The following is a 17655-nucleotide window of genomic DNA, read 5'->3' on the forward strand; positions in this document are numbered from 1 at the left end:
CGCCTCCGCTACCGCGTGTTCCGTGGACGCCCGCCCGCCCCCGGGCCCCGTGGGGAACGGGGTGACGTGGTGCGGTCGAGCACGGCGCGCACGGTCAGGGGTTCACCGGCCGAGCCGCTCCAGTCCCAGTAGGCGCAGAGGGCGTCGAGCAGGCGCAATCCGTTGCCCGTGGGGCTGAGGGGGTTGGTGGAGGCCTCCATCCGGGGGACGGGGATGAACGGTCCGGGCCGGGGGCCGTTGTCGGTGACCGAGAGGGTGTAGGTGGCCGGGCGGCGGTACAGGACCACCTGGACGGTGCCGCCAGGGTCGCCGGAGCGCGTGTGCTCGAGCGCGTTGGTGACCAGGATGCTCACCGCCAGGACGAGGTCGTGCGAGTTGCGGGCGGTGTCCCGGGCGTTGGGCCGTGCCCAGGTGCGGGCGAGGGCGACGTGTCCGGGATCGGGGCCCAGGACGATGCCGCAGCGGTCGGGGGCGGCGAAGCGCAGCCGCCAGGGCGGCGCGACGGTGGCGGACCGGCGGCCGGGCGCGGCGGCCGGTCCGGAGCGGGCCGGAGTAGTCTCGTTCATGTTCGTGCCTGTGTCGTGAGAAGCCGGGCGTGGACCGTGCCCCGGGGCCGTGAGCGCGTCCGCCGGGGCATTGTGCTGCTCAGGCCGAAAAGGTCGAATCGGACTGCCGCAGCGAGTTCCCTGTGTGGACCTTCGCACCTGCGGATACGCCGGGGAAAGGGGTTGTACGAGATGGCCGCGAACTGGTCGATTCCGTATAGGCGCGTATGTGCTCGATGACAAGCTGTACGCCATGGACGAGCCCCAGAAACAGGAGTGGATCAAATTCGGCCTGCACCTGAAGCGACTGCGCACCAGGCAGGGCCTTTCACTCAACAAGCTCGCGGCGAGAACCGAGTGGTCCGCGACCTATCTGGGGAAACTGGAGAACGCGAGGCGGGCCCCAAACCCGGACGTTGTGCGGGACCTGGACCGGGAACTGCGTACAAACGGCGCCCTGCTCCGGGCCTGGAGCGACGTGGTCCGAGCCCAGTCGGCACTCGACTGGTACGAGCAGTCGCGGGGATATGAGAAACGGGCCCATGAGATCCGTTTCTTCCACCCCCTGGTGGTTCCGGGGTTCTTCCAGACAGCCGACTACGCCCGGGTCATCGTCACGCACACCGTGCCCACCGCCTCCGAGAAGCGCATCCAGAAGGTCATCCGGACGCGCGCGTCCTGGCGCGCGGACCTGGACACGGACGAAGGCCTCGTGCTCAACGTGATCGTGACCGAACTGGCCCTCACCAGGCCGGTCACCTCCGAGGTCATGCGGGAACAGTTGGACCGTCTGATCCAGGAAGCCGAGAAGCCCACGATCACCCTCCAGGTACTTCCCTCGGGGATCAGCGATCTGGCCTGGCTCAGCGGAGCCTTCAGATTGGTATACATCGAAGGTGAGCAGCCCCTCCTGTGCGCGGAGCACGCCGTTGGGGAGTACCTCACGGACGAGGAGCAGGAAACCCGGAAGTTGGAGACCGTGTTCAGCAATCTCCAGGCGTGGGCGCTTCCCCCTGACGTCTCGGCGAGGAAGCTGGAAGAGATGAGGCGGGCACTGTGAACGGCTGGCACAAGTCGAGCTACAGCTCCACCGGTGAGAGCTGCGTGGAGGTCAACGAGACCCCCGAGGCGGTCCTCGTGCGGGACACCCAGAACCGGGACCTGGGCCATCTGTCATTTCCCGGCACCGAGTGGACGGCCCTCGTCCGCTCCACCACGGACCACCGCTGACCGGGAAACCACGGGGTGGCGTTCCGGCAGGGGCGCCGCCCCGCCGCCATGGGCGAGGACCCTCCGCGTTCGGCCTCTGTGGTCCTCAGAGCAGCTTCTTAAGCTCCTCCGGTCCCATGCCGAGACCCTCCAGAATCGACTTGACCGTGATCCTCTTCAGGTCACGACTGCCGTGTGTGGGGATGACCGCCTGACGGCCGTCCGGGTGCAGCAGGACGACGTGGCTTCCCTTGCCGCGTTTCGCCTGTGCAACGAACCCGACCTTTTCCAGGGCCCGGACAAGCCGGGCCAGTCACCGCCGGGTAGTGCGACAGAGGAGGCATCAGGCCACCTCCACGGCGAGTTCGTCCGGAACTCCGGTGACCTCGATGAGCGCGGCCAGAGCCGCTCTCAGATCGTCCACTGCCTCCTCTCTGGTCTCCCCCTCACCGACTGCGATGGACCCCGGGCGCAGGCTGGCCGAGGCACAGAATCCGCCTTCCGGATCCTCCTCGAACGTGTAGTGCACGGTTACGACACGGCTCACGAAAGGTCCTGCCTCTCCGGTGCAGAACGGAACACGATCCGGCGTCCGTGGCCATGCGGGCATCGCGCTGGCAGTGCGACAGCGTCGCGAACGCCTCCAGCAAGGGTTCCCCAGGCGTGGACATGAACCACATGGCAGCGCCGGGCAGTGAGACCGCAGGGAAGGAAGCCGACGTTGGGCGAAGCAGACCAGCGCACAGGCAAAACAGGGGAAACTACGCACCCAGCAGGCATCGCAAAATAATCAATTCCGACATCAGGGATTGTTTGGGCAGCACCCACAGAAACAGCCAACCCCTTTTTCACGGCCCCTGAACTGGGAAGACGTACCCCGGTCGCACTTTTTTCTCCCGCTCCCCAGAAAACGGCTCTACCTCGAACACCCATGCCCTAATCTGGCTGCGTCCACACAACTGCATCCACACAATGACCCCGCGACGGTAGGTGCCGTCCGGGGCCGTGGCCAGCAACTCAACCACTTAAGAGACAAGGATTGCCAGCGTGCGCCAGTTTAGCGCTGCCCTTCTCAGCCGTTCCCTCGGCCCGGTACTCGCCTTCTTCTCCGCCCCCCTGCGGACGCCACTCGGCCGTGGCCGGTCGCCGACGCCGCTCCGCCCGCGTCCGCCGCTACGCCTCCTCGATCCCCCCGGCCGCCGCGCCCGCCAGGGTCGCCGCGCCGCCCCTGGCCCCGCCGTCGCGGGCCCTTCCGGCCGAGGAGGTCGCCCTGGTCCGCCCCTACTACGCCGACCACGAGCGCCTTCGCGCGGCCGAGAGCCCGGTTCCGGCGCACCGGCGCCCCGAACCCGACGAGGTACAGCGCGCGTTCGCCCAGGTGCAGGAACGCGCCGCCGCCATCGTCCGCCAGTGGTCGGAGAACCCGGAGGGCGACCTCCTCTCCGGCCCCGCACCCCGGTTCGGCGTCGTCCGGGCCCGGCCCGGCGAGTGGGACGAGCTGGCCGGTCTGACCCGGACCTGGCTCAGCCAGCGGCGAGGGGAGGTCCCAGCATGAACCGGGAACCCCGTCCGGTGGTGTTCTGGGAGCACCGCGTCTACCGGGGAGAGCTCGCCCAGCTGGCCCGCGTGCGCTCCGACCTGGCCCGCGACCTGGCCGGATTCGACGAGGGCCTCGTGGAGACCGTCCGGCTGTGCGCGAGCGAGCTGTTCGCCAACTCCGTCAAGTACACCGACTCCGGCCGCGCGGGCGGCGAGGTCCTGCGCGCGCTGTCCATGCCCGACCGCCGCACGCTGCGGTTCTCGGTGAGCGACTGCGGGGGCGGCGGGGGCGTTCCGCGCATCCCGGTCGAGCGCGACGAGGAGGCCTGGGACTGGGCCGAGGGCCAGCGCGGCCTGCTGCTCGTGCGCGACCTCTCCCGGGAGTGGGGCCACTTCCGCCTGGCCCCCTGGGCGGACCTGGGCACCCACGTGTGGGCCTGCTTCGACGTGGCACCCGGCGGGGCCCCGGCGGACCTGCGCCCCTACCGGTTCACCTCGTGACGCCGAGAACTCCGGGCCCGGGGACCGGTTCCCCGGGCTTTCCCTCCTCCGACCCCGGTCAAGGAACCGTATGCCCAGTCGAGAACACGAGATCCCGCTGCGGATCATCCAGAACCAACCTGCGCTCGCGGCGGTACTCCTGAGGGAGTCCCTCGGGTTCGAGGTGCCCCCGTACACCGAGGCCCTGTCCACCACCTCGGTCCTGACCAACTGCGACCCCAAGGAGCTCAACTCCGACGGCGCCACCCTGCTCCGGGACGGCATCCGCAACGTTCTGGCGGTCGTCGTGGAGCGTCAGAACAAACCGGACCGGGGCAAGCGAGCGAGCTGGCCCGCCTACCTGGTCAACCTGCACGTACGGCTGGAGTGCCCGACGGTGCTCGTGGTTCTGTGCCCGGACGAGGCGACCGCGCGCTGGTGCGCCGGCCCCATCAGCATCGGCCACCCCGGCTTCGACCTGGTCCCGCTGGTGATCGGTCCGGGCAACACACCGGTCATCACCGACGTGGAGCGCGCCCGCGCGGTGCCCGAGCTGGCGGTGTTGTCCGCCCACGGCGACGCCGAGCCGCTCACACTGAAAGCCGTGGTGGAGGCGCTCGACGCCACCGATCCGAGGAACCGTACGTTCTACTATGACTACGTACTGGCCGGTCTCAACGAGACCGCCCGGAAGGAGCTGGAGGGCTTGATGTCCGCGGACACCTACAAGTGGCAGAGCGACTTCGCCCGCAAGTACGTCGGCCTCGGCCGGGAAGAGGGGCGCGAGGAGGGCCGGGCCGCCGAGGCCGCCAACAACGTCCTGCTCTTCCTCGACGCGCGGGGGCTGACCGTGTCGGACGAGGTCCGCCAGCGCGTCGAGTCCTGCACCGACCTGGAGACCCTGCGCGGGTGGGTCCGCCGCTCCACCGCGGTCGAACGCGCCGAGGACCTCTTCGACTGACCTACCTCCGGCCGGGCCTCCCGCGGAGCCCCGGCCGGGGGCGGCCACCGTCCCGTATCCGATCGGGACGGTGGCCTGTCGCGGGATCCCTCCCGCTATCTGAAGGACCTCACGACGTCCTAGATCTTCCCCGCCCCGGCTCCCGCACGCACGATGGACGGGATGTCCCGGGCGTTGTCCAGCGAGCAGGAGTAGGGGATGGAGGCCACGCTCCCGCTGCTCTCCGGGCTGCCCGAGCCGTTGGCGAAGACGTTGCCCCGCTGGACCAGGCTGCCGTCACCGGAGGAGCCGTAGCCCACCAGGGTCGGGCTCTTGACCGCGTCGAAGTAGTTGTTCTCCACCAGCACCCCGGCACCCATGGTCGAGGCCACGCCGTAGTCGTTACCGGTGTAGTAGTTGTTGAACACGTGCACCGGGTTGCCGAAGCGCACCCGGGGGTGGCGGCTGTAGGAGCCGTCGAAGAAGTTGTGGTGGTAGGTCACCCGCAGGTGCCCCCGGTCGGCGGTGTGGCTGTCGGAGTGCCCCAGCAGCATCGACTTGCGGTGGTCGCGCACGTGGTTCCACGAGACCGTCACGAAGTCGGACTCGCGCTTGACGTCGACCGCGCCGTCGTACCCGTTGCTGAAGCTGTTGTGGTCGATCCAGATGTTGGTCGACCCGCTCTGGACGTTGATCGCGTCATCGCCCCAGCCGGAGAAGGCGATGTTGCGGATGATGACGTTGTGCGAGCCGTTGAGGTTGAACCCGCCACCGGTGATCCGGGCGTTCGAGCCCACGCCGATGATGGTCTTGTTCGACCCCACCCGGTTCATGCCGCTGAGGTTGATCGTGCCGCGGACCTGGATGACCTGGGCCGTGGTGCCCTGAATCGCCGAGGTCAGCGCCGAGGCGCTGGTGACCGTGGTGGTCGACCCACCCGCGCCACCGGTGGTGCCGCCGTTCTGCGAGGCCCACCCCGTGGGGCTGGTCGCCGCTGCCGGAGCGGGGGCGGCAGCGGCGACCGTGTCGGCGCTGTTCGCGCCGTTGGGGGCGGTGAGGACGCCCAGGGTGAGGGCGCCCGCGGCGGCCGCGGCGGCGGCCATCACCACGAGGGCCGGGCGGCGGGTCCTGCGTCGTTGTCTGGTGCGCATTGCTCTCCTTGGAGGGGCGAAGAGATCGGCCCCCGCCCGGCGGCGGGGTGCCGGGCCCCGGGTTTCGGTCCCGGGGCGCTGCCCGGATCCGATGCGGCCGCGGACCGCATCGGATCCGGAAAGTGAAAGCGCTTTCCGTGTCGAGGACGTTACGACGGGCGACATGGGGTGTCAACCGCCCCAAAGCGAACGAGTTTCGCGCCCGCTACCGCCTTCACCCGTCGAAACGACTATCGCCCCAGCAAGGGGCCACAAAGGCGAAAGGGGGGCCGAAAACAACCACGCCAAGAAAGTGCGCCGTGTCCCATGGAACCGAGTTCCACCAAAAAGGAGCCTTCCCGAAGGAAAGCGTTTGCCCAAAGGAACGCGGACACGCGAACGGGGCGCCCCCGGAAATCGGGAGCGCCCCGGAAGAAGGGTCTTCTCGCTGGTGGCGGCCGTACTCACTCCGCCTCGGGCCGCAGGTCCACCCGCCGCAGGAGCTGGGCGTTGAGCGCCACGATGATCGTGGACAGGCTCATCAGCACCGCGCCCACCGCCGGAGCGAGCACGATCCCGACCGGGGCCAGCACACCGGCGGCCAGCGGGACGGCGACCACGTTGTACCCGGCGGCCCACACGAGGTTCTGCACCATCTTGCGGTACCCGGTCCGCGACAGCTCCCGGACCGCCAGCACGCCGCGCGGGTCGTCCGAGGCCAGTACGACCCCGGCCGACTCGATGGCCACGTCGGTGCCCGCACCGATCGCGATGCCGACGTCCGCCCTGGCCAGCGCCGGGGCGTCGTTGACCCCGTCGCCCACCATCGCCACCCGGTTGCCGCGCTCCTGGAGGTCGCGGACCACCGCGTCCTTCTGGTCGGGCAGCACCTGGGCGAAGACCTCGTCCAGGCCGAGCCTCCCGGCGACGGCGTCGGCCACGGCCCGGGCGTCCCCGGTCACCATCGCGACCCGGATCCCCTGCCGCTGGAGCCGGCGGACGGCCGCGGCCGACTCCGGCCGGACCTCGTCGGCCAGGGCCAGGGCACCGGCCACCGCGCCGTCCACGACCACGTGCAGCACCGTGTCACCGCGCTCGCGCCAGGGGGCGGTGCGCCCGGCCAGGTCGCCGGGCTCGGCGAGTCCCAGCGACTCCAGCAGGGCCGGTCCGCCCACGTGCACGGTGGAACCGTCGACCGAGGCCTCGACCCCGCGCCCGGTCAGCGACCGGAATCCCGAGGCGCCGGGCACCGCGCCCGCCCCGGCGGCGGAGCGGACGATCGCGCGGGCCAGCGGGTGCTCGGAGTCGGACTCGGCCGCCCCGGCCAGGGCCAGCACCCGCTCGGACGTGTACCCGGAGGCCGCGGCGGTTTCGGTCACGGCCGGAGTGCCCTTGGTCAGGGTTCCGGTCTTGTCGAAGAGGACGGTGTCCACGAGGCGTGTGCGCTCCAGGGCCAAGCGGTCCTTGACCAGGATGCCGCTCCGCGCCGACACGGCCGTGGAGATCGCGATGACCAGGGGGATCGCCAGGCCCAGGGCGTGCGGGCAGGAGATGACCAGGACGGTGACGGTGCGTTCGACCGCCTCGGTGGCCTCGCCGAGCAGGGACCACACGGTGGCGGTGACCACGGCGGCGCCCAGAGCGAACCAGAACAGCAGGGCCGCCGCCCGGTCCGCGAGCGCCTGTGAGCGGGAGCGGGACTCCTGGGCCTGGCTCACGAGCCGCTGGATCCCGGCCAGGGCGGTGTCCTCGCCGACGGCGTCCACCCGCACCCGGACCGCGGAGTCGGTGGCCACGGTTCCGGCCACCACCCGGTCGCCCTCGGAGCGGGTGACCGTGCGCGACTCCCCGGTGATCATGGACTCGTCCATGGCGGCGGCGCCGCGCACCACGGTGCCGTCGGCGGGAACGCGCCCGCCCGAGCGGACCAGGACGGTGTCCCCGTTGCGCAGCTCGGTGACGGGGACCTGCTCGGCCTGCCCGTCGTCCCCGATCCTCTCGGCGCGGTCGGGCAGGAGGGCGGCCAGGGCCTCCAGCGCCCCGGAGGCCTGCCCGAGGGCGCGCATCTCCAGCCAGTGCCCCAGGAGCATCACGACCACCAGCAGGACCAGCTCCCACCAGAAGTCGAGCTCCATGCCCACCACGCCGAACGTGGCGAGCGCGCTGGAACCGAAGGCGACGGTGATCGCCATGGCGACCAGGGTCATCATGCCGGGCCTGCGGTCGCGCAGCTCACCGACCGCCCCGGTCAGGAACGGCCATCCGCCGTAGAGGAAGACCACCGTGCCCAGGGCCGGCGGCACCCAGGTCAGAGCCGAGGGCACGTGGTAGCCGAGCCAGCCGGAGACCATGTGGCTGGTGAAGACCACGGGCAGGCTGAGCATCAGGCTCCACCAGAAGCGGGTCCGGAACATGGCGGCGTGGTCGCCGTGTCCCGTGTGTCCCCCGTGCCCTGAGTGGCCCGCCTGGCCTCCCTGCCCGGCGTGCTCGCCGTGCCCGGGAGCTTCGGTGTGGTCCGCGTGCCCGCCGTGGTCGGTGTGCTCACCGTGGTCCTCGCGAACCCCGGTTCGATGGTGCGAGCCGTGGTGGTGTGCGTCCATGCCACTCTCCCTTCCCGTTCATATACCCCCGAGGGGTATATAGAAGACGGAGGACTTCCCTCTTCGCGCGTCTCCCTACAAGTCATATACCCCTCAGGGGTATTAATCAAGGGGTGCCTCCCGGGTGCGCTCGGGTCCCTCGGGCACGGCCTCCCCGGATCCGGCGGGGCACCGCCCCGGCACGCCCGACCCCTGCGGCCCGGGTCTCCGCCGCCCACCGCACCCGCACCCGGACCCGGCCTGTCGGCAGACCCCCGCCGCACGTCACCGAAGCGGCACGTCGACAAGGCGCCCGCACGCGCCCCGTGTGCCCCCGGGGTTCCCCTCGGGGGGAGCGGGTAGGCCGCAACCGGGCTTCGACACGGGGGGATCATGGCCGGACCAGAGATCGACGAACGCGGGCTCCTCAGCGGACCGCACACCACCGAGCGCCCGCGCTCCACCAGCACCGCGGTCTACACGGCCCGCTTCGCGGCCCCGCCGGACCGGGTGTTCGCCTTCTGCACCACCAGCGCGGGCCTGGAGGACTCCATGCCCGGCGCGGTGCGGGTCCTGCGCTGGCCCGAGCACGGCTTCGCCGAGGGTGAGACGCTGGTCATGCGCTGGCGCCTGGCCGGGATCCTGCCCGTGCGCTGGGTCGGCGTGATCGACTCCTTCGAGGACGGCGACCACTTCACCGACCTCCAGCTGCGCGGCCTGTTCCGCTACTTCCGGCACACCCACAGCGTGGCGCCGGACGGGACCGGAACCGCCTACACCGACCGGGTGGAGTTCGCCGGCCCCTTCGGTCCCGTCGTGGACCGCACGGTTCTGCGGTTCGTCATGAACCGGATGTTCCTCAGGCGCCTGGCCCGGATGCGCGACCTGCTGGAGTCCGGGCGCTGATACCCGCCCTGCCCGACGCACCGCGCCCGCCGGAGGAGGCCCTCCGGCGGGCGCGGTGCTGGGTGCGGCCGTCGCGGCGGCTCACTCCCGTGCGGCGAGCGGCCCCTCCCGCCTGCCGTACCAGGGCCACCACTCCACGGTGCGCCCGTGCGGGAACATCCGGTCCAGGCGGATCGTCACCCGCAGCGCGAAGCCGCCCGCGATCATCCCCGCCACCAGGTCCGTGAACCAGTGGAAGTGCAGGTAGATCGAGACCGTGGCCTGGAGCAGGGCGATGCCGACGATGCAGTACGCCAGCCGCCGGATGATGTGCGGCCGGGCCGCGCCGAAGCGGATGATCAGGAACAGCACCAGGCCGTAGATGAGGATCGCGTTCGCGCCGTGCCCGGAGGGGAAGGCCACGTTGCCCGGCCCCATGAAGAAGTCCGGGTCGTAGTTCTTGGCGTGTCCGCGGTTGATCGCCAGCTTCATCACCGACACCATGGACATCATCCCGACCACCCCGACCGCGCCCAGCACTATCGGGCGCCAGCTGCGGTGCCAGTAGGCGAGCTGGAGCGCGGTGACGCCCAGGACCGGCAGCGCGACCGCACGGGAGGCCACCGTGTCCGGCCACATGATGAGGAAGTCACGGAGCGAGTCCCAGTAGGGTCGGGGAAGCTCGTTCAGGAAGGTGTCCACCGGGTGCAGCGGCCCCGCGGCGAGCATGGTCATGACCAGCAGCGCCACCGCCAGGATGATGGCCGCGCGGTCCGAGGCCAGCCCCCAGGCGATCTCGCTCACACTCGGCCAGCCGACCGCGCGCACGACCGGCGGCCCGGGGTCGTACTCCTTGGTACGCACCACGGGGATGGGTCCGCTGTAGGGTCCCCCCATGGGGGCCCTACGCTCCTGCCTGTCGTACGGTTCGATCAAGTGCCTGGCCCGTGGGTGTCGTCGGATCCTCGAAGAGTGCGTCATGTGCTCAGTGCTGTCTCACACGTCGTGGGCTCGCCTGTGGCACCTGGTGCAGTGTGGGGGACGGCTAGCCGTGGTTACCGGAACTGATCTGACGTCCTCAGGGCCGACTCGGTGTGGACGGCGGAAGGCGGATGCTCTTCCACCCACTCCGTTCGACGGCCGAACCTTCGGGCTGGTTTCCACCTCGTCGTGGCCAGCCTGTGGCAGGTTCGGCGTCCGAGAACAGGGGGTCGGGGCGTCTGCGTCGCGCTGCGCAGCCGTGGCTTGGTCGCGCGGCTCAGGGCGCTGTCATCGGCCTCCTCGCCGTTGCGTGTGTCACGCTCCGTATGGCTTTGTGTGAATATTGCCGACAGATGAGCCTACCCGGACACTTCCCCGTATCGGTGGTGTGGTCACCCACATGCGCTCTCCTCCACCTCGGACTTTGCCCCACGCCCCGCTACCGGACGACGGCGGTTCACCGCCATGCGACCCGTTCGTGAGCCGACCGTTAGCGATTCGCGGCCTGCTGTCCGGTTGACCCGCGGGTGTGTGGCACCCTTCAAGGAGCTTGTACGACGCTGAGCTGACCGGTCCGCGCATGGCCGTGCGCTGGCCGCGGAACGGAAGGGCCCTGGATGGTCGACCTGCCACAGCTGCCGGATGATCCCTCGAAACTGGCCCGTGAGCCGCTGAGGGAGCAGATCCGGCAGGTACTGGTCGAGGGCCTGCTCTCCGGGCGTTGGCAGCCGGGGGAGCGGATCGTGGAACGCCGCATCGCCACGGAGCTCAAGGTGAGCCAGGCCCCGGTCCGCGAGGCCCTGCGCGAACTGGAGACCCTGCGCCTGATCGAGACGGTCCCCAACAAGGGCGCCCGGGTCCGGGCCTTCGGGGTCCAGGACATGGCGGAGATCTACCCGGTCCGCGCCGGGCTGGAGCTGGTCGCGGCCCAGCTGGCCGCGCCCCGCCTGGCGGCCGACCCCTCCGCCCTGGAACGCGAGGTGGAGGCCCTCCAGGCGGCCACCGCCCGGGGAGACGTCTCCGAGCAGATCCGGCACAGCGTGGAGTTCCACCGCGAGGTCGTGCGCGCCGCCGACAACAGCGTGCTGCTGCACACCTGGGAGTCGCTGGGCGTGGAGGTGTGGACCGCGCTGTCCGTGCGCTGGCTGAACATGGAGCTGCACGCCAAGGCAGCCGACCACGCCCAGATCACCCGGGCCTTCCGTGAGGGCGACCCCGCGGTCGGGCAGATGCTCAGCGACCACGTGCTCAACTACGTCGAGGCGGCGCTGAAGTCGCACGAGGGCGCGCGCTGAGCCGTCCCGCTCCCCCCGGCTCCACCGATCCCGGCCTTCCGCGGCCGCGTTGAGCTGCCCCGTTTCCGTGCTCCGCCGATCTCTGCCGTACAGTTGTATTGATCGATCATCGATCAGACCGTAGAGTGTGCGCGACGCACGTCACACGCGCGCGAGCCCCTTCCGGGCGCTCGGAGTCGTTCATCCGGCCGGTGGACGAACCCGGGCGACCGCCACCCGGGGATGCATAGGCCAGTGCAGACCGGGAAAGCAATGCGGCAGGGGTCCGGCGGACAATTGCACACGAGACCCCATCAGCGCTTCGCGTCCGGGGAGGACGAGCCACGCTCCCCGGGACGCGCCCCGCAACAGCCACAGAGCGCCGCCGCCGCATGAGCCCGGCGGCGGTCGCACGCCACGGTCGCGCCCGACAGCGTGGCCACGGCGGGCCTGGCACCCCGGTCCACAGACCGGAGCGGCAGGCCTTCTCGCACGTAGAAAGGCACACCATGGCTGACACGGCCAAGCCGAAGGGGCGTACTACCAGGTCCACCGGGACCCGGCGACGCACCCGCAAGGACACCTCCCCCGGCCTCGCCGACGAGAAACCCGACACCCTGCTCGACTACTACCGCCAGATGCTGTTCATCCGGCGGTTCGAGGAGCGCACGGCCCAGGCCTACACGCAGGCCCGGATCGGCGGGTACTGCCACCTCAACCTCGGCGAGGAGGCCACGGTCGTCGGTCTGATGACCGCCCTGCGCCAGGACGACTACCTGTTCACGAACTACCGCGACCACGGGTACGCGATCGGCAAGGGCATGGACCCCAAGCGGGTCATGGCCGAGCTCTACGGACGCAGCGACGGCGTGTCCAAGGGCTGGGGCGGCTCCATGCACATGTACGACACCGCCACCCGCATGCTCGGCGGCTACGGCATCGTCGGCGGGCAGCTGCCGCTGGCCACCGGCGCCGCGCTGGCCATCTCCTACCGCGGCGGCGACGAGGTCGTCATGTGCCAGATGGGCGACGGCACCACCAACATCGGCGCCTGGCACGAGTCGCTCAACATCGCCAAGCTGTGGAACCTGCCGATCGTCTTCGTGGTGATCAACAACTTCACCGGCATGGGCACCACCGTCGAGATGTCCTCGGCCGAGCCCGAGCTGTACAAGCGCGGCGCCGCCTTCCGCATCGAGGGCGAGCGCGTGGACGGCCGCGACGTGCTCGCGGTCCGCGACACCGCCGCCCGGCTGGTCGAGCGCGCCCGCGAGGAGCAGACGCCGTTCCTGCTGGAGGCGTGGAGCTACCGGATGAAGGGCCACTCCGTGGTCGACCCGGCCAAGTACCGCACCGACGAGCAGCGCGAGGAGGCGCGGTCGGAGGAGAACGACCCGATCGCCCTGTTCGACGCCCGCCTGGCCCAGGAGGGCCTGCTCACCGACGAGCTGCGCGACGAGATCGCCGCCTCCGTCAAGGCCGAGGTCGCCGAGGCCGCGGACTTCGCCGAGAACAGCCCGCACCCGGAGGTGTCGACGCTGTTCGACTACACCTACGCCACCCCGGTGCCCAACGAGTCCACCCGCATGCCCGCCGACCCGGTGTTCGCGGAGTAGGGAAGGAACCCACATGTCTGTGATCACTTACCGCCAGGCTCTGCGGGACACCCTTCGCGCCGAGATGGTCCGCGACGAGAACGTCCTCGTCATCGGCGAGGAGATCGGCGTCTTCGAGGGCTCCTACAAGATCACCGAGGGCCTGCTCAAGGAGTTCGGTCCCCGCCGGGTCAAGGACACCCCGATCGCCGAGGAGGGCTTCGTCGGCGCGGCCATCGGCGCCGCCATGCTGGGCCTGCGCCCGGTCGTGGAGCTCATGACGATCAACTTCTCGCTGATCGCCATCGACCAGATCATCAACCACGCCGCCAAGATCTACGGCATGTTCGGCGGTCAGACGAGCGTGCCCATGGTCATCCGCACGCCCGGGGGCGGCGGCCAGCAGCTCGGTGCCACGCACTCGCAGAACATCGAGCTGTTCTACTCCTTCATCCCGGGCCTGAAGGTGCTCGCTCCCAGCACCCCGGCCGAGGCCTCGGCGATGCTGCGGGCGGCCATCCGCGACGACGACCCGGTGCTGTTCCTGGAGAACCTGGGCCTGTACAACTCCAAGGGCGAGGTCCCCGACGACTACGCCGAGCCGTCGAATGACACCGTCGCCACCATCGGCCGGGCCAAGGTGACCCGCGAGGGCGGCGACATCACCCTCATCGGTTACTCCCGGATGGCGATGGTGGCCGCCCAGGTCGCCGAGAAGCTGGCCGAGGAGGACATCGACGTCGAGGTCGTGGACCTGCGCAGCCTGCGTCCGCTGGACCGGCAGACCTTCGTGGACTCGGTCAAGAAGACCGGCGCCGCGGTGATCTGCGAGGACGACTGGCTCACCTACGGGATCGGCGCGGAGATCGCCGCCTCGATCCAGGAGGGCGCCTTCGACTACCTCGACGCCCCGGTCCGCCGGGTCGCCATGGCGGAGGTCCCGATGCCCTACGCCAAGCCGCTGGAGACGGCGGCCCTGCCGTCGGTCGAGTCGATCAGCACCGCCATCAAGGAGACCCTGAGCGCCGTCGGCAAACGGGTCGGGTAGAGGGAGTTTTCAAGCATGAGCGAGATCCAGATGCCGCGCCTCTCCGACACCATGGAGGAAGGCGTCATCAGCACGTGGGTCAAGAACGTGGGCGACAAGGTCGCCTCCGGTGACGTCCTGGTCGAGATCGAGACCGACAAGGCCGTCATGGAGTACGAGGCCTACGAGGACGGCTACCTGGTCAAGCAGTCCGTCTCCGAGGGCGAGACGGTGCCGATCGGCGCGGTCATCGGCGTGATCGCCGACTCCCCGGACGCGGTGCCCGAGGACTCCGGCGACGCCGGTTCCGACGAGGGCCGGCACGCCGAACCCGCCAAGGAGGAGCAGGCGGAGAAGGCGGACGAGATCAAGGAGGCCGCCGAGGGGTCGGAGGCCGAGCAGGCCGAGGAGCCCGCGCCGGCCGAGGACGGTCCGCGCCCGCGCACCTCCCCGCTGGCCCGCAGGCTGGCCCGGGAGTACGGCCTGGACATCACCAGGATCAAGGGCTCGGGTCCCAAGGGCCGGATCGTGCGCGCCGACATCGAGGCCGCGCGCGAGGGCGCCGCCCGGGAGACCCCGCACGAGGTGGAGGCCAAGGAGGAGGCCAAGCCCTCCGCGGAGCGCGCCGTGAGCGCTCCGGCCTTCGACGACGGCCGCGCCTCCGAGGAGCTCAAGATCAGCAACGTGCGCAAGGTGATCGCGCGCCGCCTGACCGAGAGCAAGCAGACGGTGCCGCACTTCTACCTGCGCCGCACCATCGACGCCGAGGCGCTCAAGGCCTTCCGCGCGCAGATCAACGGGCAGCTGTCCAGCACGGGCGTGAAGGTCAGCTTCAACGACCTCATCGTCAAGGCCAGCGCGACGGCGCTCAAGCTGCACCCGGCGGTGAACACCTCCTGGGTGGACGACAAGCTGCTCCAGCACCACCGGATCAACGTGGGCGTGGCCGTGGCCGTGGACGCCGGTCTCGTCGTCCCCGTGCTGCACGACACCGACAAGGCGACGCTGTCGGAGATCTCCACCAGGACGCGCGAGCTGGCGGGCAAGGCCCGGGACGGCAAGCTCAAGCCGCAGGAGATGAGCGGCGGCACGTTCAGCGTGTCCAACCTCGGCATGTTCGGCGTGGACAGCTTCTCCGCCGTGATCAACCCGCCGGAGGCGGCCATCCTCGCGGTCGGCGCCATGCGCCAGGAGCCGGTGGTCGTGGACGGCGAGGTGGTCGTGCGCAACCGCATCTCGCTGGAGCTGTCGGTGGACCACCGCGCGGTGGACGGCGCCGTGGGAGCCGCGTTCCTCAAGGACCTCGCCGAGATCCTCGAGGAGCCGATGCGGATCATCCTGTGACGCTCCGCCCCTAGGGACACCCGTTCCCCACGGACGCCCCGGCCGCGCGCGGCCGGGGCGTCCGCCGTTCACCGCCCGGTGTCCGCGAGGCGGCGCCGCACGCCGGCGGAGCGCGGGCCTCCGCTGTCCACAGCCTGTGGACAACCCCGCCCGACCCCGGGGAGGACCCCGGAGCGGACCGCGAGTGTGAGGGTCGGACTCCGCAGCGTCACCTTCGTCTGTCAGGATCAGCGTGAACCGAGACGAAGGGACACCGTGGTGCACGAGGTACGCGAGCTCGCACGCAGGCTCCGGAGGTTCAACCCGGGCAAGTGGACCGAGGCGGAGCTGCGCCGCGCGGCGGCCGACCAGGGCTGGGAGTGGGTCGCGGACGGGGACGGCCCGCGGTTGCGCACCGGGCACCCGGCGGGGGACGCCCGGCTCAGCCCGGTGGACGAACTCCTGGCCGACCACACCACGGCGGAGGAGTACCTGGGCCTGCACCAGCCCCTGGAGCGGATCCGGGGCGGCACCCGCGAGCACGTCGAGGCCTTCTCCTGGGCCGCCCTGAACCTACGCGGCGCGCTCGGCGACCCCGACGTCATGGGCGCCTACGACACGCGCTGGTCCTTCTACCGCGACTCCCCCCGGTGGGGCGCCCCCTTCATGCGCTGGCGGACCAGCCCGGCCTCCCTGGAACTGCGCGCCACGGACACCGGCCCCGTCCTGGCCCTCCAGCCCGGCGCCCCGCTGGAGAACTGGTACACGCACTCCTACGAGCACGGCAACGGCACCCTGAGCGGGTTCGTCGCCAGCGTCCCGGCCCGCCGCAACCGGGGGCTGTCCCTGCCCGGGGTGCACCGGCACGACGACTGGCGGGAGTACGCCCGGCTGCTGTCGCGGTCCCTGGGCACCCTGCCCGCCGAGCTGACCGCCCTGGGCGTCGAGCGCTCCTTCGGCCTGCACGGGATGATCCCCGGCACGTACGGCCCGTGGGTCTTCCGCCTCGACATCGGGGAGACGATGCGGCTGGGCCTGGACGAGGGGGCCGTCGCCGAGGGCGTGGACCTGGACGCCCTGGACCTGCCCTCCCTGGGCTGGACCCCCGCCACGGAGCCGCACCACCTGGACGACGACATCGCCTACCACACCGGCGGCACCCCCTACGACGAGGTCAACGGCGTGCGCCTGGCCATGGTGGTCCTGGAAACCGCCGAGGCCCTGCGCATCGGCTCCCCCCAGGACCTGTTCCTGACCGACCGCGCCGACGAGATCGGGTTCCGGGACGGCTCCCGCGCGGAGTACGTCGTGCACGACCACGGGCTGGGCGTGGTCGGCACCCCGTGAACCGGGGTACGGTCGGCGGCATGCCCCACGTACTGCACCTGACCGAACTGGAACGCTGGGCGGCGGGCGGCGACGTCGAGGCCCCGTCCCTGCGCACCCGGGGCTTCGTCCACGCCTCACCGGACGACGCCGCCCTGCTGGCGGTGGCCAACGCCCTCTACGCGCGGGCCGAGGAGCAGCTGGTGGCGCTCACCGTGGACACGGACGCGGTCGGCGCCGAGGTGCGCTGGGAGGCGGCCGACCCCGCCCCGCCGCCGGGCGTGGGCGAGGACGTGCTCTTCCCGCACGTCTACGGACCGATCCCCCGCGCGGCCGTGGTCGGGGTGCGCTACCTGCGCCGCGACCCCTCGGGCCGCTACACCGGGATCGAGGGGCGGTCCGCGACGGCCGAGGCCCTGGGCCTGCTTCCGCACCCCGAGGGCGGCTGGTACCGGCGGACCTGGCACAGCGGGGTCACGGTCCGCCCGGAGGGCTACCCCGGGCCGCGGTCCACCGCCACCGGCATCCACTTCCTGCTGGGCCCCGGCGAGGAGTCGCGCTGGCACCGGGTGCGCTCCGACGAGGTGTGGGTGTTCAACCGGGGCGGTCCCCTGCTGCTGGAGTACGGCGGTACGGGCGCGGCTCCCGAGCCCGACGGGCAGGTGACCCTGGGCCCGGGGATCGAACGGGGCGAACGCCTCCAGGCGGTGGTGCCAGCCGCCACCTGGCAGACCGCCCGCCCCCTCGCCGGTGAGGTCCTGGTCAGCTGCTTCGTCTCCCCCGGATTCGACTTCGCCGACTTCGAGGCCCTACCGGACTGAC

At 71.0% G+C, this 17655-nt stretch carries 18 protein-coding genes; 12 read left to right on the plus strand and 6 right to left on the minus strand.

What is annotated here, in order from left to right:
• Positions 1–8: 8 nt before the first annotated feature.
• Entirely contained in the window at positions 9–566 is a 558-nt protein-coding gene (locus tag FYW95_RS23470) for an ATP-binding protein (RefSeq protein WP_159942614.1), read from the minus strand.
• A 208-nt stretch (positions 567–774) separates the two neighbouring features.
• Between FYW95_RS23470 and FYW95_RS23475 the strand changes: the two genes are divergently transcribed.
• Together FYW95_RS23475 and FYW95_RS23480 are read left to right on the plus strand one after the other, a co-directional pair.
• Positions 775–1605: a helix-turn-helix domain-containing protein gene (locus FYW95_RS23475; protein WP_159942615.1), complete on the plus strand. Its 831-nt coding sequence runs from the start codon at positions 775–777 to the stop codon at positions 1603–1605.
• Positions 1602–1775 carry a DUF397 domain-containing protein gene (locus tag FYW95_RS23480; protein ID WP_159942616.1) on the plus strand — a complete coding sequence of 58 codons (174 nt, stop codon included), beginning with the start codon at positions 1602–1604 and terminating at the stop codon, positions 1773–1775. The genes FYW95_RS23475 and FYW95_RS23480 overlap by 4 nt, the downstream gene beginning before the upstream one ends.
• 85 nt (positions 1776–1860) lie before the next feature.
• Here FYW95_RS23480 and FYW95_RS28985 read toward each other — a convergent pair whose 3' ends face one another.
• Positions 1861–2067, minus strand: coding sequence for a type II toxin-antitoxin system HicA family toxin (locus tag FYW95_RS28985; protein ID WP_159942660.1), 207 nt, complete (start codon positions 2065–2067; stop codon positions 1861–1863).
• 30 nt (positions 2068–2097) lie between these two features.
• Positions 2098–2301 carry a type II toxin-antitoxin system HicB family antitoxin gene (locus FYW95_RS23490; RefSeq protein WP_159942617.1) on the minus strand — a complete coding sequence of 68 codons (204 nt, stop codon included), beginning with the start codon at positions 2299–2301 and terminating at the stop codon, positions 2098–2100.
• Positions 2302–2889: 588 nt separating this feature from the next.
• On the opposite strand from FYW95_RS23490, the gene FYW95_RS23495 reads away from it, so the two are divergent.
• The 3 genes from FYW95_RS23495 to FYW95_RS23505 all read left to right on the plus strand — a co-directional run bounded on the left by FYW95_RS23495 (position 2890) and on the right by FYW95_RS23505 (position 4734).
• Entirely contained in the window at positions 2890–3309 is a 420-nt protein-coding gene (locus FYW95_RS23495; protein WP_370462384.1) for a hypothetical protein, read from the plus strand.
• Positions 3306–3794, plus strand: coding sequence for an ATP-binding protein (locus tag FYW95_RS23500; protein ID WP_159942618.1), 489 nt, complete (start codon positions 3306–3308; stop codon positions 3792–3794). The genes FYW95_RS23495 and FYW95_RS23500 overlap by 4 nt, the downstream gene beginning before the upstream one ends.
• A gap of 70 nt (positions 3795–3864) precedes the next feature.
• Complete coding sequence (locus FYW95_RS23505) at positions 3865–4734, plus strand: hypothetical protein (protein ID WP_159942619.1); 870 nt, start codon at positions 3865–3867, stop codon at positions 4732–4734.
• Between the two features lie 119 nt (positions 4735–4853).
• Here FYW95_RS23505 and FYW95_RS23510 read toward each other — a convergent pair whose 3' ends face one another.
• Positions 4854–5864 (minus strand): pectate lyase family protein, encoded by a 1011-nt coding sequence (locus FYW95_RS23510; protein ID WP_201295003.1) that lies wholly within the window; start codon positions 5862–5864, stop codon positions 4854–4856.
• 443 nt (positions 5865–6307) lie between these two features.
• Complete coding sequence (locus tag FYW95_RS23515) at positions 6308–8257, minus strand: heavy metal translocating P-type ATPase (RefSeq protein ID WP_159942662.1); 1950 nt, start codon at positions 8255–8257, stop codon at positions 6308–6310.
• Positions 8258–8815: 558 nt separating this feature from the next.
• On the opposite strand from FYW95_RS23515, the gene FYW95_RS23520 reads away from it, so the two are divergent.
• On the plus strand, positions 8816–9328 hold the full coding sequence (locus tag FYW95_RS23520; protein ID WP_159942620.1) for an SRPBCC family protein: 513 nt from the start codon (positions 8816–8818) through the stop codon (positions 9326–9328).
• Between the two features lie 81 nt (positions 9329–9409).
• Here the strand turns inward: FYW95_RS23520 and FYW95_RS23525 are convergent, their stop codons facing one another.
• A complete protein-coding gene (locus FYW95_RS23525; RefSeq protein WP_159942621.1) occupies positions 9410–10204 on the minus strand; it encodes a phosphatase PAP2 family protein in 795 nt (264 codons plus the stop codon).
• Between the two features lie 701 nt (positions 10205–10905).
• On the opposite strand from FYW95_RS23525, the gene FYW95_RS23530 reads away from it, so the two are divergent.
• The 6 genes from FYW95_RS23530 (at position 10906) to FYW95_RS23555 (ending at position 17654) form a co-directional block, all read left to right on the plus strand.
• Positions 10906–11583, plus strand: a complete 678-nt coding sequence (locus FYW95_RS23530) for a GntR family transcriptional regulator (RefSeq protein ID WP_159942622.1) — start codon at positions 10906–10908, stop codon at positions 11581–11583.
• A gap of 488 nt (positions 11584–12071) precedes the next feature.
• On the plus strand, positions 12072–13178 hold the full coding sequence (gene pdhA, locus FYW95_RS23535) for a pyruvate dehydrogenase (acetyl-transferring) E1 component subunit alpha (protein WP_160050852.1): 1107 nt from the start codon (positions 12072–12074) through the stop codon (positions 13176–13178).
• 13 nt (positions 13179–13191) lie between these two features.
• Complete coding sequence (locus FYW95_RS23540; protein ID WP_159942624.1) at positions 13192–14205, plus strand: alpha-ketoacid dehydrogenase subunit beta; 1014 nt, start codon at positions 13192–13194, stop codon at positions 14203–14205.
• A gap of 15 nt (positions 14206–14220) precedes the next feature.
• Complete coding sequence (locus tag FYW95_RS23545; RefSeq protein ID WP_160050853.1) at positions 14221–15528, plus strand: dihydrolipoamide acetyltransferase family protein; 1308 nt, start codon at positions 14221–14223, stop codon at positions 15526–15528.
• Positions 15529–15786: 258 nt separating this feature from the next.
• Positions 15787–16854 (plus strand): hypothetical protein, encoded by a 1068-nt coding sequence (locus tag FYW95_RS23550; RefSeq protein WP_201301337.1) that lies wholly within the window; start codon positions 15787–15789, stop codon positions 16852–16854.
• A 20-nt stretch (positions 16855–16874) separates the two neighbouring features.
• Positions 16875–17654: a cupin domain-containing protein gene (locus tag FYW95_RS23555; RefSeq protein WP_159942627.1), complete on the plus strand. Its 780-nt coding sequence runs from the start codon at positions 16875–16877 to the stop codon at positions 17652–17654.
• Position 17655 lies beyond the last annotated feature (1 nt).

The sequence above is a fragment of the Nocardiopsis sp. FR4 genome (assembly GCF_009830945.1).
Classification (GTDB): Bacteria; Actinomycetota; Actinomycetes; order Streptosporangiales; family Streptosporangiaceae; genus Nocardiopsis.